Raw genomic sequence first — 14645 nt, 5'->3', positions numbered from 1 at the left:
ATGTCAATCAAACACTTAAAAACAGAAATACTTTCCTGTTTGCGAACATTAAAAGGAAGTGGAAAATTCGCCACTATACAACGTCACGATTTCATATTACCTGGTTTACACGTTGAGGGAGTTGGAGAAATTTCATTCCCTCTACATGAAATACACGCGAAAGCATTATTATGCGTTGCAGAACAAGCACCTTTTGGTAAAGGTAGTGAAACGATTGTTGATACACAGGTGAGACGTACACAGCAAATTGATGCAGCACAATTTCAGTTTGCTAATCCACAATGGCAGCGTTTCTTAGATCAGCAACTTGAACAGATAAAAACTGATTTAGGTCTAAAAGATTATACCATTACAGCAAGCCCTTATAAATTATTGGTTTATCAAACGGGAGATTTCTTTTTATCCCACAAAGACGCTGAAAAAGAAAAAGGCATGTTTGGCTCACTGATTATCAATCTTCCCTCTCATTATACTGGAGGCGAGTTATCCATTCAGTTTGATGGTGAAGAAATCATTGCTGATTTTGCACAGGATGCCGCAAACTATACAATAAACTGTGCTGCATTTTATGCAGATTGTGACCATGAGATCAAACTGCTGACATCAGGCTATCGGATATGTCTGGTCTATAATCTGATACAACAAAAAACAGCCCCTAAAATTGAATTACACTCCATGAGCCAATATGTTGATCATTTGGTTGATATTTTTCAACGTTACCCATCAGATCAACCTTATATCACTTTATTGGGACACCAATATACCCCTGAAAATTTTGCCTATCATGCTTTAAAATTAAATGATCGCTATAAAGCGGATGTTTTACTCAAAGCTGCCAAGAAAATGGGCTATTACGCTAAACTCTGTTTGGTTACTGCCTATCAATCAGGAACGCCTGTTGATGATGGCTATAATTATAGCTATGGGGAAGAGGGTGGTGATGAAAATGCAGAAATAGATGAAATCCATGATGAATCTTTAGATATTGAGAATTGGCTTGATAATGAATATCCTGCTTTAAGCCATATTCACTTTGAAGAAAATGATTTAATCACCTCATTTGCAGTGGATGAGGGTGAACCAATTGTGAAAGAATCTACAGGGTTTATGGGAAATTACGGGCCTGATTTAACACATTGGTATCATCATGCTGCAGTGGTGATTTGGTCTCCTGAACAAAACGTGCAATTACTGGCACAGCAAGATGTTGCAACTCAACTGAGCTGGATGGCATATTTTACTCAAAATCAAACGGCATCCAAGCTGGAAATTGCAGCGATCAATCAACAACTGGATTATGGATTTGGTGATCGTTGCCGTCAACCCGACCATTTCAATGCTGTTGTAGATTGGCTTATTTGGCAAAATCATCAAGCTTTTCTCAATAAGATTGAATATGAATACTTGCAGTTATTATTTAATCGGATTGATGCAGAATATTGGCAAAAGCTTTTGGATTGGTTGCCTCAAAATGAGCATGTGCAATTTTTTGAAAAAATAACCACAGAAATTTATCCTAGCTTTTTAGAAAAACTCTTGGCAGTGTTCTGTGTATTGCTGTCTGATACGAAATATGCTGAATTAATTCAAATACAGATGGACCTGTTGCCAATGTATTGGGCAAAATTACCACGTTCTGGTTCAATACAATTGAGCAGTTCCGCACTTACACATTTATTTGCACTAGATGCTCAATTGTCACCCAATCAGGCTTGGATTGATTGTATCAGTCAGGCAATGATTACGCATCTTGACTGGAAATATATTCATCAGACACTTGTTCCGCAACTACTGAAAAACCAGAGTATAGGCAAAATTCATGCGAAATTAATGGATTACTGTCAGCAATATTTGCAACAACGTGTAGATCAACCACCCCAGCCACCTAAAGATTGGCAACGTGCTTTACCTGATACCCAAAATAATGTACAGGTTTGGCAGATGCTTGCAGACTTTATGCAATCAGCGACAGAAGAAATTTTTGATTATCGGAAAAACCAAGCTGAGCGAACACTGGTTGAAAATGCCATTCGTAATACAACGGTTGATCTTGCGATGGAAACCATACGCAAAGGTTCGCCACATACATTAAGGTTAATGAAAACGCAAGCGAGTTATGAGCGTCTGCTCAGAAATTGGGAACAGGATGTATGGTTGTTGCGTAAGATTAAGTCAAAATCTACGTCATAATGAATCTGGCAAGATTGGTTAGATCGATGATCTAACCAATCTTATGGTTTCTCGTATTATTTTGAGTACTTCAAAATCGCATCTTAAAGATATCGTCAAAATCAATCATTTTTCTGCTGAGTCGGCGGCTCTAACAACGTTGATGGCGGTACGCCCAAAGTTTGAAAAAGTTGATCATTATGGTCAGATATTTACCGTATGCACATATTTTGTATTAGCTAAGCTTTATGATGTGTTTAGTAATTGATTAATCTGCGATGCTGTATGAGTGGCATGGAATGGCGAATGGCATTCTGTTCATCAAGGTCAAAAGCACTGGTTACTAAACCATGCCCCTCAGTGTCTATCATCTGTAAAAGCTGACCACGACTATCCGTAATCCCTGCATGCCCCCAGGTTTGACGCTGTTCCCCATGCCAGCCTTGCTGTGCAGAACCAAGAACAAAACACTGGCTATCCATGGCACGTGCCTGTAGCAGCAGTTGCCAGTGCAGTTTGCCTGTTGTGTAGGTAAATGCGGCGGGCGCGGTTAGAATATTCGCCCCTTTGGTGCGTAACATCAACGAGAGTTCTGGAAAACGCAAGTCATAACATACCATTAGTCCGAGATTACCAAAAGATGTTCTGGCAACAACAACCTCATCACCAGGCTCAAAAAATCTTGATTCCTGATAACCCCCAACAGCGTCACCCACCTGAACATCAAACAAATGGATCTTGTCATAACGTGCTTCTGTACGCTCAGGACTAATGCATAAACTGACGGTACGCACACGACCATCCTGAATGATTGAGCCATCAGGACGAAATGGGCAGGGAAGTGTACCCGCAACAATCCAGATCTGGTAGCGGTGAGCAAGCTGTTCCAGTCGTTGCTGAATAGCCTCAAACTGTGCTGCGGTCTCGCGTTGCTTACCTGCGGCAAAACAGACAAAATTTTCAGGGAAGACAATCAGTTCAGCATCTTGGGCCTTACTTTGCTGAATCAATGACTCAATGACAGTGAAATTCGTTTCAATGTCATCTTGAGAGTTCATTTGTACAACAGAAAGCAGACTCATATAGGTACCACAATATTAGGAGGCAACGATCAGGCGTTTTGTTTTTGAGTATCCTGGTTTAAACAATCCTGTTCTTTTTGCAACTGCTTGACCAGTGGTTCAAACATATTCTGATTGTTTTCATTCAGGCGCATCAGGGTCTTATGCGCGTCCAGTACTGTATTTAACATTGCACTGTGTGTCACAAATTCTTCTGTTAGCTCCAGCGTGCACACACTAGGATCGCCGCAGTAATTCAGGATCACAAAAACCTGCCCCAGCCCCATGCTATTCGCCAGGGTGGTAATATCTGGATTGGTTGAAAGCATGACTGCCTGTATGTGATGGACTTGTTTAAGCTTAAGACCGAGTTTTGCAAGTACGCCCAGGACAGTACTATCAATAAATGTGGTCTGGGTTAAATCAACGATTGCACCAACAACATTTTGCTGCTGTTCAATCTTGTTGAGTAGCTTGTCCAAACTTATACAAGATTGGGCACGCACTTCGCCAATAAGCTTGAAAATATGCGTTCCATTTAAGCTTGCATATTCAACATGACCTGTTGACATATAAATGCCATTTTCAGAGAAAGGATATAAAATTATCCCATAGTGATATTCTAGACACAAGTGGTTGGATGCTGTGATCTAATTAAAACATTGATTTTAAAATTAATTCATTCGGCATAAACTCAGAATGGCAATATCATCAGCCACATGGTCGGGAGGCTGGAAAGAGTTGTTTTGAAGGTGGGTGACCAGTTGGTTAAATTGCTCATTTAACCCGCCATCAAAAGGTTCCAGTGCGCCATCGGAACATAAAATAAAGCGGGAATGACGGTTTAGTACACAATGATGCTCTTCCACTTCCAGTTCTTCGGTCAAGCCTAATGGAAAGCTGCTGGTTGTCAGAATCTGGGGAGGCTGATTTGGTTCAAAAATGATTGGGGGAGGATAATGCCCCGCACTTGACCAACGCACTTCGTGGCTAACCAAATTTAGAACCCCTGCCACCATAGTGATATGCTTTTCAATGTTTTCCTGTACCAGCATGGCATTGAGCTTTTGGATGAGCTGGCTTGGTGTCTTTGACCTACCATGAAATGCCGCCATCCATGAGGTCAATAAACTGCTGGTCACCCCATGCCCTGACACATCGGCAAGATAGAATAAAATTTCTTCATCATTCAGACGCCAATAATCATACCAGTCCCCTGAAAGATAGGCAGAAGGCTGAAAAAAGGACTCAAACTGATAATTGGGTAGTTCAATTGGATTGGGTAAAAGGCGCTTCTGTAACTCAGCGGCGGAAGGTAGATCGCGGCTATCCTGATTACGTTTATACTGGGCATCAATTTTAAATAAGGCATGAACAGGATTTTTAGGTAGGCTATCCCAGATCCAGCCTGCCAATGCTCCCATTTCCCATGCTTGTGCCAGAGCAGTTCCTTCATCTTCAAAAGCCAGCACAATGGTAGGCAACTTCCATTGGTATTTTAAAAAGTCCTGAACATCTGCAATTGCAATAATTGTGGGATCATACAAATCTAGATCATCAACATGAATGACTTGTAAACTCGGTAACTCATTCAATGACTGATCTAAACAAGGTATTGAGCGTGTGGGCTGAATGAAATACATAGATGAATAGCCGATCCTTTGTATGATCATTTTTTAATTCATCATAGATGAAAGATGATGAAAAACATAGTATTGCCAACATTTGAAATCTTTGGCAATACTGAAGTCCATAGGGAAAAATCTTGTCTTTTTATTTGTCATCAGCAGATGAGTCATTTGTATCATCTTCATCACTAATAAATGAAATATCAGACGAATCCCCATGCTTTTCAGCAATTTGGAAAGCTTTACGCTGTAGGTAGAAATCACGAATCATCGCATATTTATCGCCTTTCAGGCTTTCCTCAATATCAGGAATCTGGGAACGGGCATCAACTGCTTGTAACAAATTCGTTGACCAATATATGCCTTTCTGATCATCCAGCAAATATTTTTGAGGGCGACCATAACTATCAGCGAGCAAACCAAAACCATCACGGAACGTACTGGGGCCAAAGAAAGGCAGCATGACATAAGGACCTGAGGCAATACCATAATAGCCTAGCGTTACCCCAAAACTCTCTTCTTCTGTTGGCAATCCCAGACGACGTGCAGGGTCAGCAAAGCCTAAAGTCGTTAAGGTGTTGATTGTGAAGCGACCTAGACTTTTAGCTGCACGTGTTGGGCGGCCCTGTATGAACTGGTTGACTGCATTCCACGGTTCACCCAAGTTTTTCCTGAACTGACGATAAGGACTACGAACCTCTTCTGGAACCTTGGCAATATATTGTATGGCTACTGGCTTTAATATATTACGGTCCAGCATGTCATTGAATGCATAAATCTGGCGGTTCAATGGTTGTAAAGGGTCTTTTACCGCATCAGGCTGAGCTGCATTTGCATTTACTTTTAAATCATTCTTGGTGAGATGCTTCAAATCTTTTATTGCTTGAATCGTGGTCGGGTTTTTCTGTTCGGTTGTTGCCTGATTCTCAGTAGTATTGCTCTGGTCTGCCGATTCATTGGGAGTCTCTTGCGCGAATACTGATGAACATGCTCCAGCAGTTAACAACCCAAGCAAGATAAAATTTGAGTAATGCATATAAGTCCTTAATCGCGTTAGAGCGAAATTACAGTCATTAAATGATTGCCTTGATGCAAACATTATATAGAAACGGCATATAGTTTAATTGTTCTTCTGGTATTAAAACAAATTCGGTTGAAAAATATAAGCTGGAAAGTGTTTTTGATTGAAAATTGTTCACTTGGATATATTAATTTAAAAAAGCACTTGCAAGGTATTTAGAATGATCTATAATGCGACTCCATCGGCGGTGCTGTTGATTGAAAGTTGTTTTAAATCAATTATTTAAAGTGGTTTAAAATAAAGTTGAAATTACCTGTTGACTTTAAAGAGATTTAGAGTAACATAGCCGACCTAGCTTGATGATGACGAATCATTGAGAAGATCATTAAGAGAATAGAAGAACAACTTGTGTGGATTTTTACTGATTGATCGATCGAATATATTTTCATTGATTGAATGGTAGAAATTACTCGAAGTTTATTTGAGAAATATTTGTCAGAAAATTGATGAGCCAGATTTGGTGCTTAGAATAAAGCACAAATGATATTAAACTGAAGAGTTTGATCATGGCTCAGATTGAACGCTGGCGGCAGGCTTAACACATGCAAGTCGAGCGGGGATTGGGTGCTTGCACCTAATCTTAGCGGCGGACGGGTGAGTAATGCTTAGGAATCTGCCATTTAGTGGGGGACAACATTCCGAAAGGGATGCTAATACCGCATACGCCCTACGGGGGAAAGCAGGGGATCATTAGACCTTGCGCTAAATGATGAGCCTAAGTCGGATTAGCTAGTTGGTGGGGTAAAGGCCTACCAAGGCGACGATCTGTAGCGGGTCTGAGAGGATGATCCGCCACACTGGGACTGAGACACGGCCCAGACTCCTACGGGAGGCAGCAGTGGGGAATATTGGACAATGGGGGAAAGCCTGATCCAGCCATGCCGCGTGTGTGAAGAAGGCCTTTTGGTTGTAAAGCACTTTAAGCGAGGAGGAGGCTACCTGGATTAATACTCTAGGATAGTGGACGTTACTCGCAGAATAAGCACCGGCTAACTCTGTGCCAGCAGCCGCGGTAATACAGAGGGTGCGAGCGTTAATCGGATTTACTGGGCGTAAAGCGTGCGTAGGCGGCTGATTAAGTCGGATGTGAAATCCCTGAGCTTAACTTAGGAATTGCATTCGATACTGGTCAGCTAGAGTATGGGAGAGGATGGTAGAATTCCAGGTGTAGCGGTGAAATGCGTAGAGATCTGGAGGAATACCGATGGCGAAGGCAGCCATCTGGCCTAATACTGACGCTGAGGTACGAAAGCATGGGGAGCAAACAGGATTAGATACCCTGGTAGTCCATGCCGTAAACGATGTCTACTAGCCGTTGGGGCCTTTGAGGCTTTAGTGGCGCAGCTAACGCGATAAGTAGACCGCCTGGGGAGTACGGTCGCAAGACTAAAACTCAAATGAATTGACGGGGGCCCGCACAAGCGGTGGAGCATGTGGTTTAATTCGATGCAACGCGAAGAACCTTACCTGGCCTTGACATAGTAGAAACTTTCCAGAGATGGATTGGTGCCTTCGGGAATCTACATACAGGTGCTGCATGGCTGTCGTCAGCTCGTGTCGTGAGATGTTGGGTTAAGTCCCGCAACGAGCGCAACCCTTTTCCTTACTTGCCAGCATTTCGGATGGGAACTTTAAGGATACTGCCAGTGACAAACTGGAGGAAGGCGGGGACGACGTCAAGTCATCATGGCCCTTACGGCCAGGGCTACACACGTGCTACAATGGTCGGTACAAAGGGTTGCTACCTAGCGATAGGATGCTAATCTCAAAAAGCCGATCGTAGTCCGGATTGGAGTCTGCAACTCGACTCCATGAAGTCGGAATCGCTAGTAATCGCGGATCAGAATGCCGCGGTGAATACGTTCCCGGGCCTTGTACACACCGCCCGTCACACCATGGGAGTTTGTTGCACCAGAAGTAGGTAGTCTAACCTTAGGGGGGACGCTTACCACGGTGTGGCCGATGACTGGGGTGAAGTCGTAACAAGGTAGCCGTAGGGGAACCTGCGGCTGGATCACCTCCTTAACGAAAGATTGACGATCGGTAAGAATCCACAACAAGTTGTTCTTCGAGATATATCGAATGAAAGATAGAAAAAGTATTGTTTCTCTTTTTTAATTTTAGAGATAAGTCGTGCACTACGCGCTGCGCTTGTCTTGCGAAATAAAAGAAGAGATCAACGATCTCTTCTTTTATTTCTCAGGGTCTGTAGCTCAGTTGGTTAGAGCACACGCTTGATAAGCGTGGGGTCACAAGTTCAAGTCTTGTCAGACCCACCACTACTGACGAAGTGATGAATAATCACAAGCTACTAGATGAGAAGATATATCGTTCATTATGATTGTAAGCTGGGGACTTAGCTTAGTTGGTAGAGCGCCTGCTTTGCACGCAGGAGGTCAGGAGTTCGACTCTCCTAGTCTCCACCAGAGCTTCGATCAGCAAAGCAACGCTTTGCCGAAGCGCAAGACAAGCAGCTATGCTGCGCGTAGTATCTGATCTAATATGGTAGTGAAAGATATTTTTAAATTATAGAACTTAATAAATAAGGTGAATCAAGAGATTGATTTAGATTTATTAACTTCTGTGATTTATCACAGTTTACTGCAAGCTGACGAGGCTGTAGTTAATCATTAACAGATTAGAATTTGAGTCTGAAATAAATTGTTCACTCATTCAATAACAAAGCAAGAAGAATTAATTCTTTAAGCTGAGTTGTTAGAAATGAGAACTAGCAAAAACACTGAATCAAGCGTTTTGGTATATGAATTTAGATTGAAGCTGTACGGTGCTTAAGTGCACGGGACTTCGAACTGTAGATTAAATAGATCATTAATTATTTATTTAATTGTCTTAATCCTACTTGTAGGGATTAACGACTGTTTGGGGTTGTATAGTCAAGTAATTAAGTGCATGTGGTGGATGCCTTGGCAGTCAGAGGCGAAGAAAGACGTGATAGCCTGCGAAAAGCTCCGGGGAGGCGGCAAATATCCTGTGATCCGGAGATATCTGAATGGGGGAACCCACTTACCATAAGGTAGGTATTGCAACATGAATACATAGTGTTGCAAGGCGAACGAGGGGAAGTGAAACATCTCAGTACCCTTAGGAAAAGAAATCAATTGAGATTCCCTTAGTAGCGGCGAGCGAACGGGGAGTAGCCCATTAAGTTATGTGTGTTTTAGTGGAACGCTCTGGGAAGTGCGAACGTAGAGGGTGATATTCCCGTACACGAAAGGGCACACATAATGATGACGAGTAGGGCGAGGCACGTGAAACCTTGTCTGAATATGGGGGGACCATCCTCCAAGGCTAAATACTCCTGACTGACCGATAGTGAACCAGTACCGTGAGGGAAAGGCGAAAAGAACCCCTGTGAGGGGAGTGAAATAGATCCTGAAACCGCATGCATACAAGCAGTGGGAGCCGACATGTTCGGTGACTGCGTACCTTTTGTATAATGGGTCAGCGACTTATATTCAGTAGCGAGGTTAACCGAATAGGGGAGCCGTAGAGAAATCGAGTCTTAATAGGGCGTTTAGTTGCTGGGTATAGACCCGAAACCAGGCGATCTATCCATGAGCAGGTTGAAGGTTGGGTAACACTAACTGGAGGACCGAACCCACTGTCGTTGAAAAGCCAGGGGATGACTTGTGGATAGGGGTGAAAGGCTAATCAAGCCTGGTGATAGCTGGTTCTCCCCGAAAGCTATTTAGGTAGCGCCTCGGACGAATACCATTGGGGGTAGAGCACTGTTTCGGCTAGGGGGTCATCCCGACTTACCAAACCGATGCAAACTCCGAATACCAATGAGTACTATCCGGGAGACAGACTGCGGGTGCTAACGTCCGTAGTCAAGAGGAAAACAATCCAGACCGCCAGCTAAGGCCCCAAAATCATAGTTAAGTGGGAAACGATGTGGGAAGGCATAGACAGCTAGGAGGTTGGCTTAGAAGCAGCCACCCTTTAAAGAAAGCGTAATAGCTCACTAGTCGAGTCGGCCTGCGCGGAAGATGTAACGGGGCTAAAACTATGTGCCGAAGCTGCGGATGTAACTTTTAAGTTACGTGGTAGGGGAGCGTTCTGTAAGCCGAAGAAGGTGTATTGAGAAGTATGCTGGAGGTATCAGAAGTGCGAATGCTGACGTGAGTAACGACAAAACGGGTGAAAAACCCGTTCGCTGAAAGACCAAGGGTTCCAGTCCAACGTTAATCGGGGCTGGGTGAGTCGACCCCTAAGGCGAGGCCGAGAGGCGTAGTCGATGGGAAATGGGTTAATATTCCAATACTTCTGTGTAATGCGATGAGAGGACGGAGAAGGTTAAGTCAGCCTGGCGTTGGTTGTCCAGGTGGAAGACAGTAGGCATGCATCTTAGGCAAATCCGGGGTACTCTATGCTGAGAGTCGATAGCAAGCTGTACTTGTACAGTGAAGTGGCTGATACCATGCTTCCAGGAAAAGTCTCTAAGCTTCAGTTACACAGGAATCGTACCCGAAACCGACACAGGTGGTCAGGTCGAGTAGACCAAAGCGCTTGAGAGAACTCTGCTGAAGGAACTAGGCAAAATGGTACCGTAACTTCGGGAGAAGGTACGCTGCTGACGGTGATGGGACTTGCTCCCTGAGCGGTTGGCAGCCGCAGAAACCAGGCCGCTGCAACTGTTTATTAAAAACATAGCACTCTGCAAACACGAAAGTGGACGTATAGGGTGTGATGCCTGCCCGGTGCTGGAAGGTTAATTGATGGGGTTAGCGTAAGCGAAGCTCTTGATCGAAGCCCCAGTAAACGGCGGCCGTAACTATAACGGTCCTAAGGTAGCGAAATTCCTTGTCGGGTAAGTTCCGACCTGCACGAATGGCATAATGATGGCGGCGCTGTCTCCAGCAGAGGCTCAGTGAAATCGAAATCGCTGTGAAGATGCAGTGTACCCGCGGCTAGACGGAAAGACCCCGTGAACCTTTACTGCAGCTTGACATTGAACTTTGACCTTACTTGTGTAGGATAGGTGGGAGGCTTTGAAGTTGGAACGCTAGTTCCAATGGAGCCGTCCTTGAAATACCACCCTGGTAATGTTGAGGTTCTAACTCTGCCCCGTAATCCGGGGCGAGGACCATGTCTGGTGGGTAGTTTGACTGGGGCGGTCTCCTCCTAAAGAGTAACGGAGGAGTACGAAGGTGCGCTCAGCGTGGTCGGAAATCACGCGTAGAGTATAAAGGCAAAAGCGCGCTTAACTGCGAGACCCACAAGTCGAGCAGGTACGAAAGTAGGTCTTAGTGATCCGGTGGTTCTGTATGGAAGGGCCATCGCTCAACGGATAAAAGGTACTCTGGGGATAACAGGCTGATACCGCCCAAGAGTTCATATCGACGGCGGTGTTTGGCACCTCGATGTCGGCTCATCTCATCCTGGGGCTGAAGCAGGTCCCAAGGGTATGGCTGTTCGCCATTTAAAGAGGTACGCGAGCTGGGTTTAGAACGTCGTGAGACAGTTCGGTCCCTATCTACCGTGGGCGCTGGAAATTTGAGAGGATCTGCTCCTAGTACGAGAGGACCAGAGTGGACGAACCTCTGGTGTACCGGTTGTGACGCCAGTCGCATCGCCGGGTAGCTATGTTCGGAAGGGATAACCGCTGAAAGCATCTAAGCGGGAAGCCTACCTCAAGATAAGATTTCCCTAGGAATTTATTCCTCTAAAGAGCCGTTCGAGACCAGGACGTTGATAGGTTGGGTGTGGAAGCACGGTGACGTGTGAAGCTGACCAATACTAATTGCTCGTGAGGCTTGACTATACAACACCCAAACAGTTGTTGTATTCAAGATAAGTTCAATACATAACTTGATTTAGTGTAAAAACTAGTTAAAATGCTGAACACAAAGTTAGACTCAATATCTAATCCGTTAATAACTCTTTGGTTCGTAAGTAAGGCAGACATGAAGTGAAAACACAACATGATCAATAAGACCCCAAAACACCACAACAGTTTGCTGGCGACAATAGCAAGAGTGAACCACCTGATCCCTTCCCGAACTCAGAAGTGAAACCTCTTCGCGCTGATGGTAGTGTGGCGTTTGCCATGTGAGAGTAAGTCATCGCCAGCTTTTAAATACTAAACCTCCCAACCAATGTTGGGAGGTTTTTTATTGCTGAAGAAATATATGCTAGAAAAATAGTGATTGCCTCAATATTTGTCTACATTTAACAACAAGAGAAATATTTCAACAATATGTTTCATTGGCTTTTCTTTTTATAAATAAATATTTAAAGATTATGTGCTTCCTTATAGGCGTAAACATTGCTTTATGTTATAAATATATGAATAGGCATGTTTTTTGCTTATTCATAAAAGGAGCGTGTTATGAAATTATCTGTTGGGTTGAAAGTTGCGAATAGCTTGTCGTTAACTCCTCAATTACAGCAGGCAATTCGTTTATTACAACTTTCAAGTTTGGAGCTGGAACAGGAAATACAAATTCAACTTGATAGTAATCCTTTATTAGAGAAAATTGAAGAAATTAATACGACAGAAAGTTTAACTACGCTTGAAACTTCTGAAACAGGTGACTTAACCACTGAGCTGAATGCTGATCATCTACCGAATGACTTACCTGTTGATACAGAATGGGATGATATTTACACCCATCAATCTACTGCCTTGGCTTCTCCAGAATATGAAGAGAGAGAAGATAACCGTCAGATTCAGTTGAGCTTAAAGGAACATATTTTAGAGCAGGTGAATCTGCTGAATTTTTCTTTAGTAGATAAGTTAATTGCGTATTGCATTGTTGATTCTTTGGATGACAAGGGATTTTTGGATGCAGAGTTGGATGATATTTTGTTGGCCACTACTCGATTGTTGCGGGAAGTGGAGAATGATGAAGAGATTGAGCAAGATGAGATTATTGTTGTTTTAAAGTATATTCAACGTTTAGACCCAATTGGTGTTGGTTCTCGTAATTTAGCGGAATGCTTAAAAATTCAGTTAGAGACATTCCATGAAAAAGTACCTTATCTGACTGAAGCAAAAAAATTATTACAGTGCTATGAGCTTTTAATTGCAAATGATTTAAATAAGTTGTTAAAGCAGACTGGCCTAACCAAAGAACAACTAAAGAGCGCTATTGATCTATTAAAAACCTTAAAACCTTATCCTGGGCTGGAATTTAATCAACAAGAATCAGAATATCAGGTGCCTGATGTGGTGGTTTCGAAGAAAGACCAGCATTGGCAGGTTCAGTTGAATCCTGATGTCATGCCAAAATTACGCATTAATTCCTTTTACTCAAACATGATTCGTCGTGCTGATCAAAGTGATGACAATGTTTATTTGCGTAATCAAATGCTAGAGGCCAAGAGCTTTATCAAGAGTATTGATGAGCGCCATAAGACCTTATTGAAAGTTGCCACCTGTATTGTTGAGCATCAACGAGCTTTTCTTGAGCAGGGCCCTGAAGCAATGAAACCTTTGGTATTGCGGGATGTGGCGGAGGAAGTGGAATTACATGAGTCTACTGTTTCACGTGTCACAACCAATAAATATATGCTGACTCCACGTGGTTTGTTTGAACTGAAATATTTCTTCTCTAGCCATGTGGGAACAACAACAGGTGGTGAGGCTTCTTCCACCGCAATCCGTGCCATGATCAAAAAGTTGGTTTCAAACGAGAATCCACGTAAACCTTTGTCAGATAATGCAATTGCTGAAATGCTGAAACAAGAGGGGATTGAAGTGGCGCGGCGTACAGTTGCAAAATATCGCGAATCGTTACATATTCCCTCATCTTCTGAAAGAAAAGTCTTGATCTAAATTTAAAGGTGTGACTATTCTAAGAGTTCATTATGACGGAATAATGAATTTTTAATAAACACTAGAGGAATCGCTGAGATGATTTAATGGATATGTTGAACCATAATAGGTCGCATTAAATTGTTTGAGCGATATTCTTGAATCCTGAGAAAAGGTGAGGGATAGAATTATGCAAATAACGATTCGTGGACACCATTTAACCATTACACCAGCAATTGAAGAAAATATAAAAGCGAAGTTTAGCCAAATGACCAAGCATCTGGATCATGTGAATAGTATGCAGATCAAGCTGGCTAAGGATCATCAAATAGACAAACGGTCTCATAAAGGCAGTGCAAACCATATTGCGGAAGCGATTATACGTTTGCCTGGGGTTGAGCTGTTTGCTCAGGCGACAGCTGATGATATGTATACTTCGATTAAAAAGCTGACAGAAAAATTAAAACGACAGCTTGCCAAACATAGAAAGATGCAGTGTTCGTATCAGCATGAACTTACGGTAGCATCCTGATTTTGGCGTTCTAATTAAAAGAGGCTTTTTTAGAAAGCCTCTTTTTTTATAGATAAAAATGAAACCTTACTGAATTATGTGAAAAAGTTATAGTAAAATATATCGTTTTACAGCAATGCTTGTATAAGAGGTCTTGGTAATGAATAGTGAGCAGCTCACACAAATTTTAAAAGAAGCTTTCCCTGAAGCAGAAGTGACAGTGAGTGGACAAGCTGGGAAATTTGACCTTCGCATTGTTGACGATCAATTTGATGGTAAACGGACTGTGACTCGTCAACAGGCTGTTTATGCACCCCTGAATTCCTATATTGCGAGTGGTGCAGTTCACGCTGTTACGATTCGTGCAATGACAAAAGACGAATGGCGCAAAGCAAGCCTTTTCGGAGCCTAAATA

8 protein-coding genes, 2 tRNA genes and 3 rRNA genes are annotated in these 14645 nt (G+C 42.9%); 9 read left to right on the top strand and 4 right to left on the bottom strand.

Features of this window, described 5'->3' with window-relative positions; genetic code table 11:
- Positions 1-2190, top strand: a complete 2190-nt coding sequence (locus F972_RS11165) for a hypothetical protein (protein WP_004757251.1) — start codon at positions 1-3, stop codon at positions 2188-2190.
- A 236-nt stretch (positions 2191-2426) separates the two neighbouring features.
- Here F972_RS11165 and F972_RS11155 read toward each other — a convergent pair whose 3' ends face one another.
- The 4 genes from F972_RS11155 to F972_RS11140 all read right to left on the bottom strand — a co-directional run bounded on the left by F972_RS11155 (position 2427) and on the right by F972_RS11140 (position 5894).
- Complete coding sequence (locus F972_RS11155; protein ID WP_004683015.1) at positions 2427-3251, bottom strand: carbon-nitrogen hydrolase family protein; 825 nt, start codon at positions 3249-3251, stop codon at positions 2427-2429.
- Positions 3252-3280: 29 nt separating this feature from the next.
- Positions 3281-3802, bottom strand: a complete 522-nt coding sequence (gigB, locus tag F972_RS11150) for an anti-anti-sigma factor GigB (RefSeq protein WP_004675727.1) — start codon at positions 3800-3802, stop codon at positions 3281-3283.
- Positions 3803-3904: 102 nt separating this feature from the next.
- The gene (gigA, locus tag F972_RS11145; protein WP_004675729.1) at positions 3905-4873 is read right to left on the bottom strand and encodes an RsbU family protein phosphatase GigA; all 969 of its coding nucleotides are present in this window, start codon (positions 4871-4873) and stop codon (positions 3905-3907) included.
- A 130-nt stretch (positions 4874-5003) separates the two neighbouring features.
- Positions 5004-5894 carry an MlaA family lipoprotein gene (locus F972_RS11140; RefSeq protein WP_004683013.1) on the bottom strand — a complete coding sequence of 297 codons (891 nt, stop codon included), beginning with the start codon at positions 5892-5894 and terminating at the stop codon, positions 5004-5006.
- Positions 5895-6427: 533 nt separating this feature from the next.
- Here F972_RS11140 and F972_RS11135 point away from each other — a divergent pair.
- The 8 genes from F972_RS11135 to ibaG all read left to right on the top strand — a co-directional run bounded on the left by F972_RS11135 (position 6428) and on the right by ibaG (position 14642).
- Positions 6428-7964 (top strand): 16S ribosomal RNA (locus F972_RS11135).
- 177 nt (positions 7965-8141) lie between these two features.
- Positions 8142-8218 (top strand) — tRNA-Ile (locus tag F972_RS11130).
- 71 nt (positions 8219-8289) lie between these two features.
- A tRNA-Ala gene (locus F972_RS11125) sits at positions 8290-8365 on the top strand.
- Between the two features lie 466 nt (positions 8366-8831).
- Positions 8832-11724 (top strand): 23S ribosomal RNA (locus F972_RS11120).
- Positions 11725-11919: 195 nt separating this feature from the next.
- Positions 11920-12034, top strand: a 5S ribosomal RNA gene (gene rrf, locus F972_RS11115).
- Together the 16S, 23S and 5S rRNA genes with 2 tRNA genes alongside form the textbook arrangement of a ribosomal RNA operon.
- A gap of 257 nt (positions 12035-12291) precedes the next feature.
- Entirely contained in the window at positions 12292-13740 is a 1449-nt protein-coding gene (locus F972_RS11110) for an RNA polymerase factor sigma-54 (protein WP_004683011.1), read from the top strand.
- Between the two features lie 169 nt (positions 13741-13909).
- Entirely contained in the window at positions 13910-14251 is a 342-nt protein-coding gene (gene hpf / locus F972_RS11105; RefSeq protein ID WP_004757253.1) for a ribosome hibernation-promoting factor, HPF/YfiA family, read from the top strand.
- A gap of 139 nt (positions 14252-14390) precedes the next feature.
- Positions 14391-14642: a BolA family iron metabolism protein IbaG gene (gene ibaG, locus F972_RS11100; protein ID WP_004757255.1), complete on the top strand. Its 252-nt coding sequence runs from the start codon at positions 14391-14393 to the stop codon at positions 14640-14642.
- Positions 14643-14645 lie beyond the last annotated feature (3 nt).

It is taken from the genome of Acinetobacter sp. CIP 102529 (genome assembly GCF_000368325.1).
Lineage (GTDB): Bacteria > Pseudomonadota > Gammaproteobacteria > Pseudomonadales > Moraxellaceae > Acinetobacter > Acinetobacter parvus.
Note: the sequence above shows the minus strand (reverse complement) of the source record. Positions and strands in the feature narration are given on the sequence as shown.

Excerpts from the sequence above, each read along its gene's own strand:
- gigA (WP_004675729.1), bottom strand. The coding sequence starts at position 4,873 with ATGTATTTCATTCAGCCCACACGCTCAATACCTTGTTTAGATCAGTCA.
- F972_RS11155 (WP_004683015.1), bottom strand. The coding sequence starts at position 3,251 with ATGAGTCTGCTTTCTGTTGTACAAATGAACTCTCAAGATGACATTGAA.
- F972_RS11110 (WP_004683011.1), top strand. The coding sequence starts at position 12,292 with ATGAAATTATCTGTTGGGTTGAAAGTTGCGAATAGCTTGTCGTTAACT.
- ibaG (WP_004757255.1), top strand. The coding sequence starts at position 14,391 with ATGAATAGTGAGCAGCTCACACAAATTTTAAAAGAAGCTTTCCCTGAA.
- hpf (WP_004757253.1), top strand. The coding sequence starts at position 13,910 with ATGCAAATAACGATTCGTGGACACCATTTAACCATTACACCAGCAATT.
- F972_RS11140 (WP_004683013.1), bottom strand. The coding sequence starts at position 5,894 with ATGCATTACTCAAATTTTATCTTGCTTGGGTTGTTAACTGCTGGAGCA.
- gigB (WP_004675727.1), bottom strand. The coding sequence starts at position 3,802 with ATGTCAACAGGTCATGTTGAATATGCAAGCTTAAATGGAACGCATATT.
- F972_RS11165 (WP_004757251.1), top strand. The coding sequence starts at position 1 with ATGTCAATCAAACACTTAAAAACAGAAATACTTTCCTGTTTGCGAACA.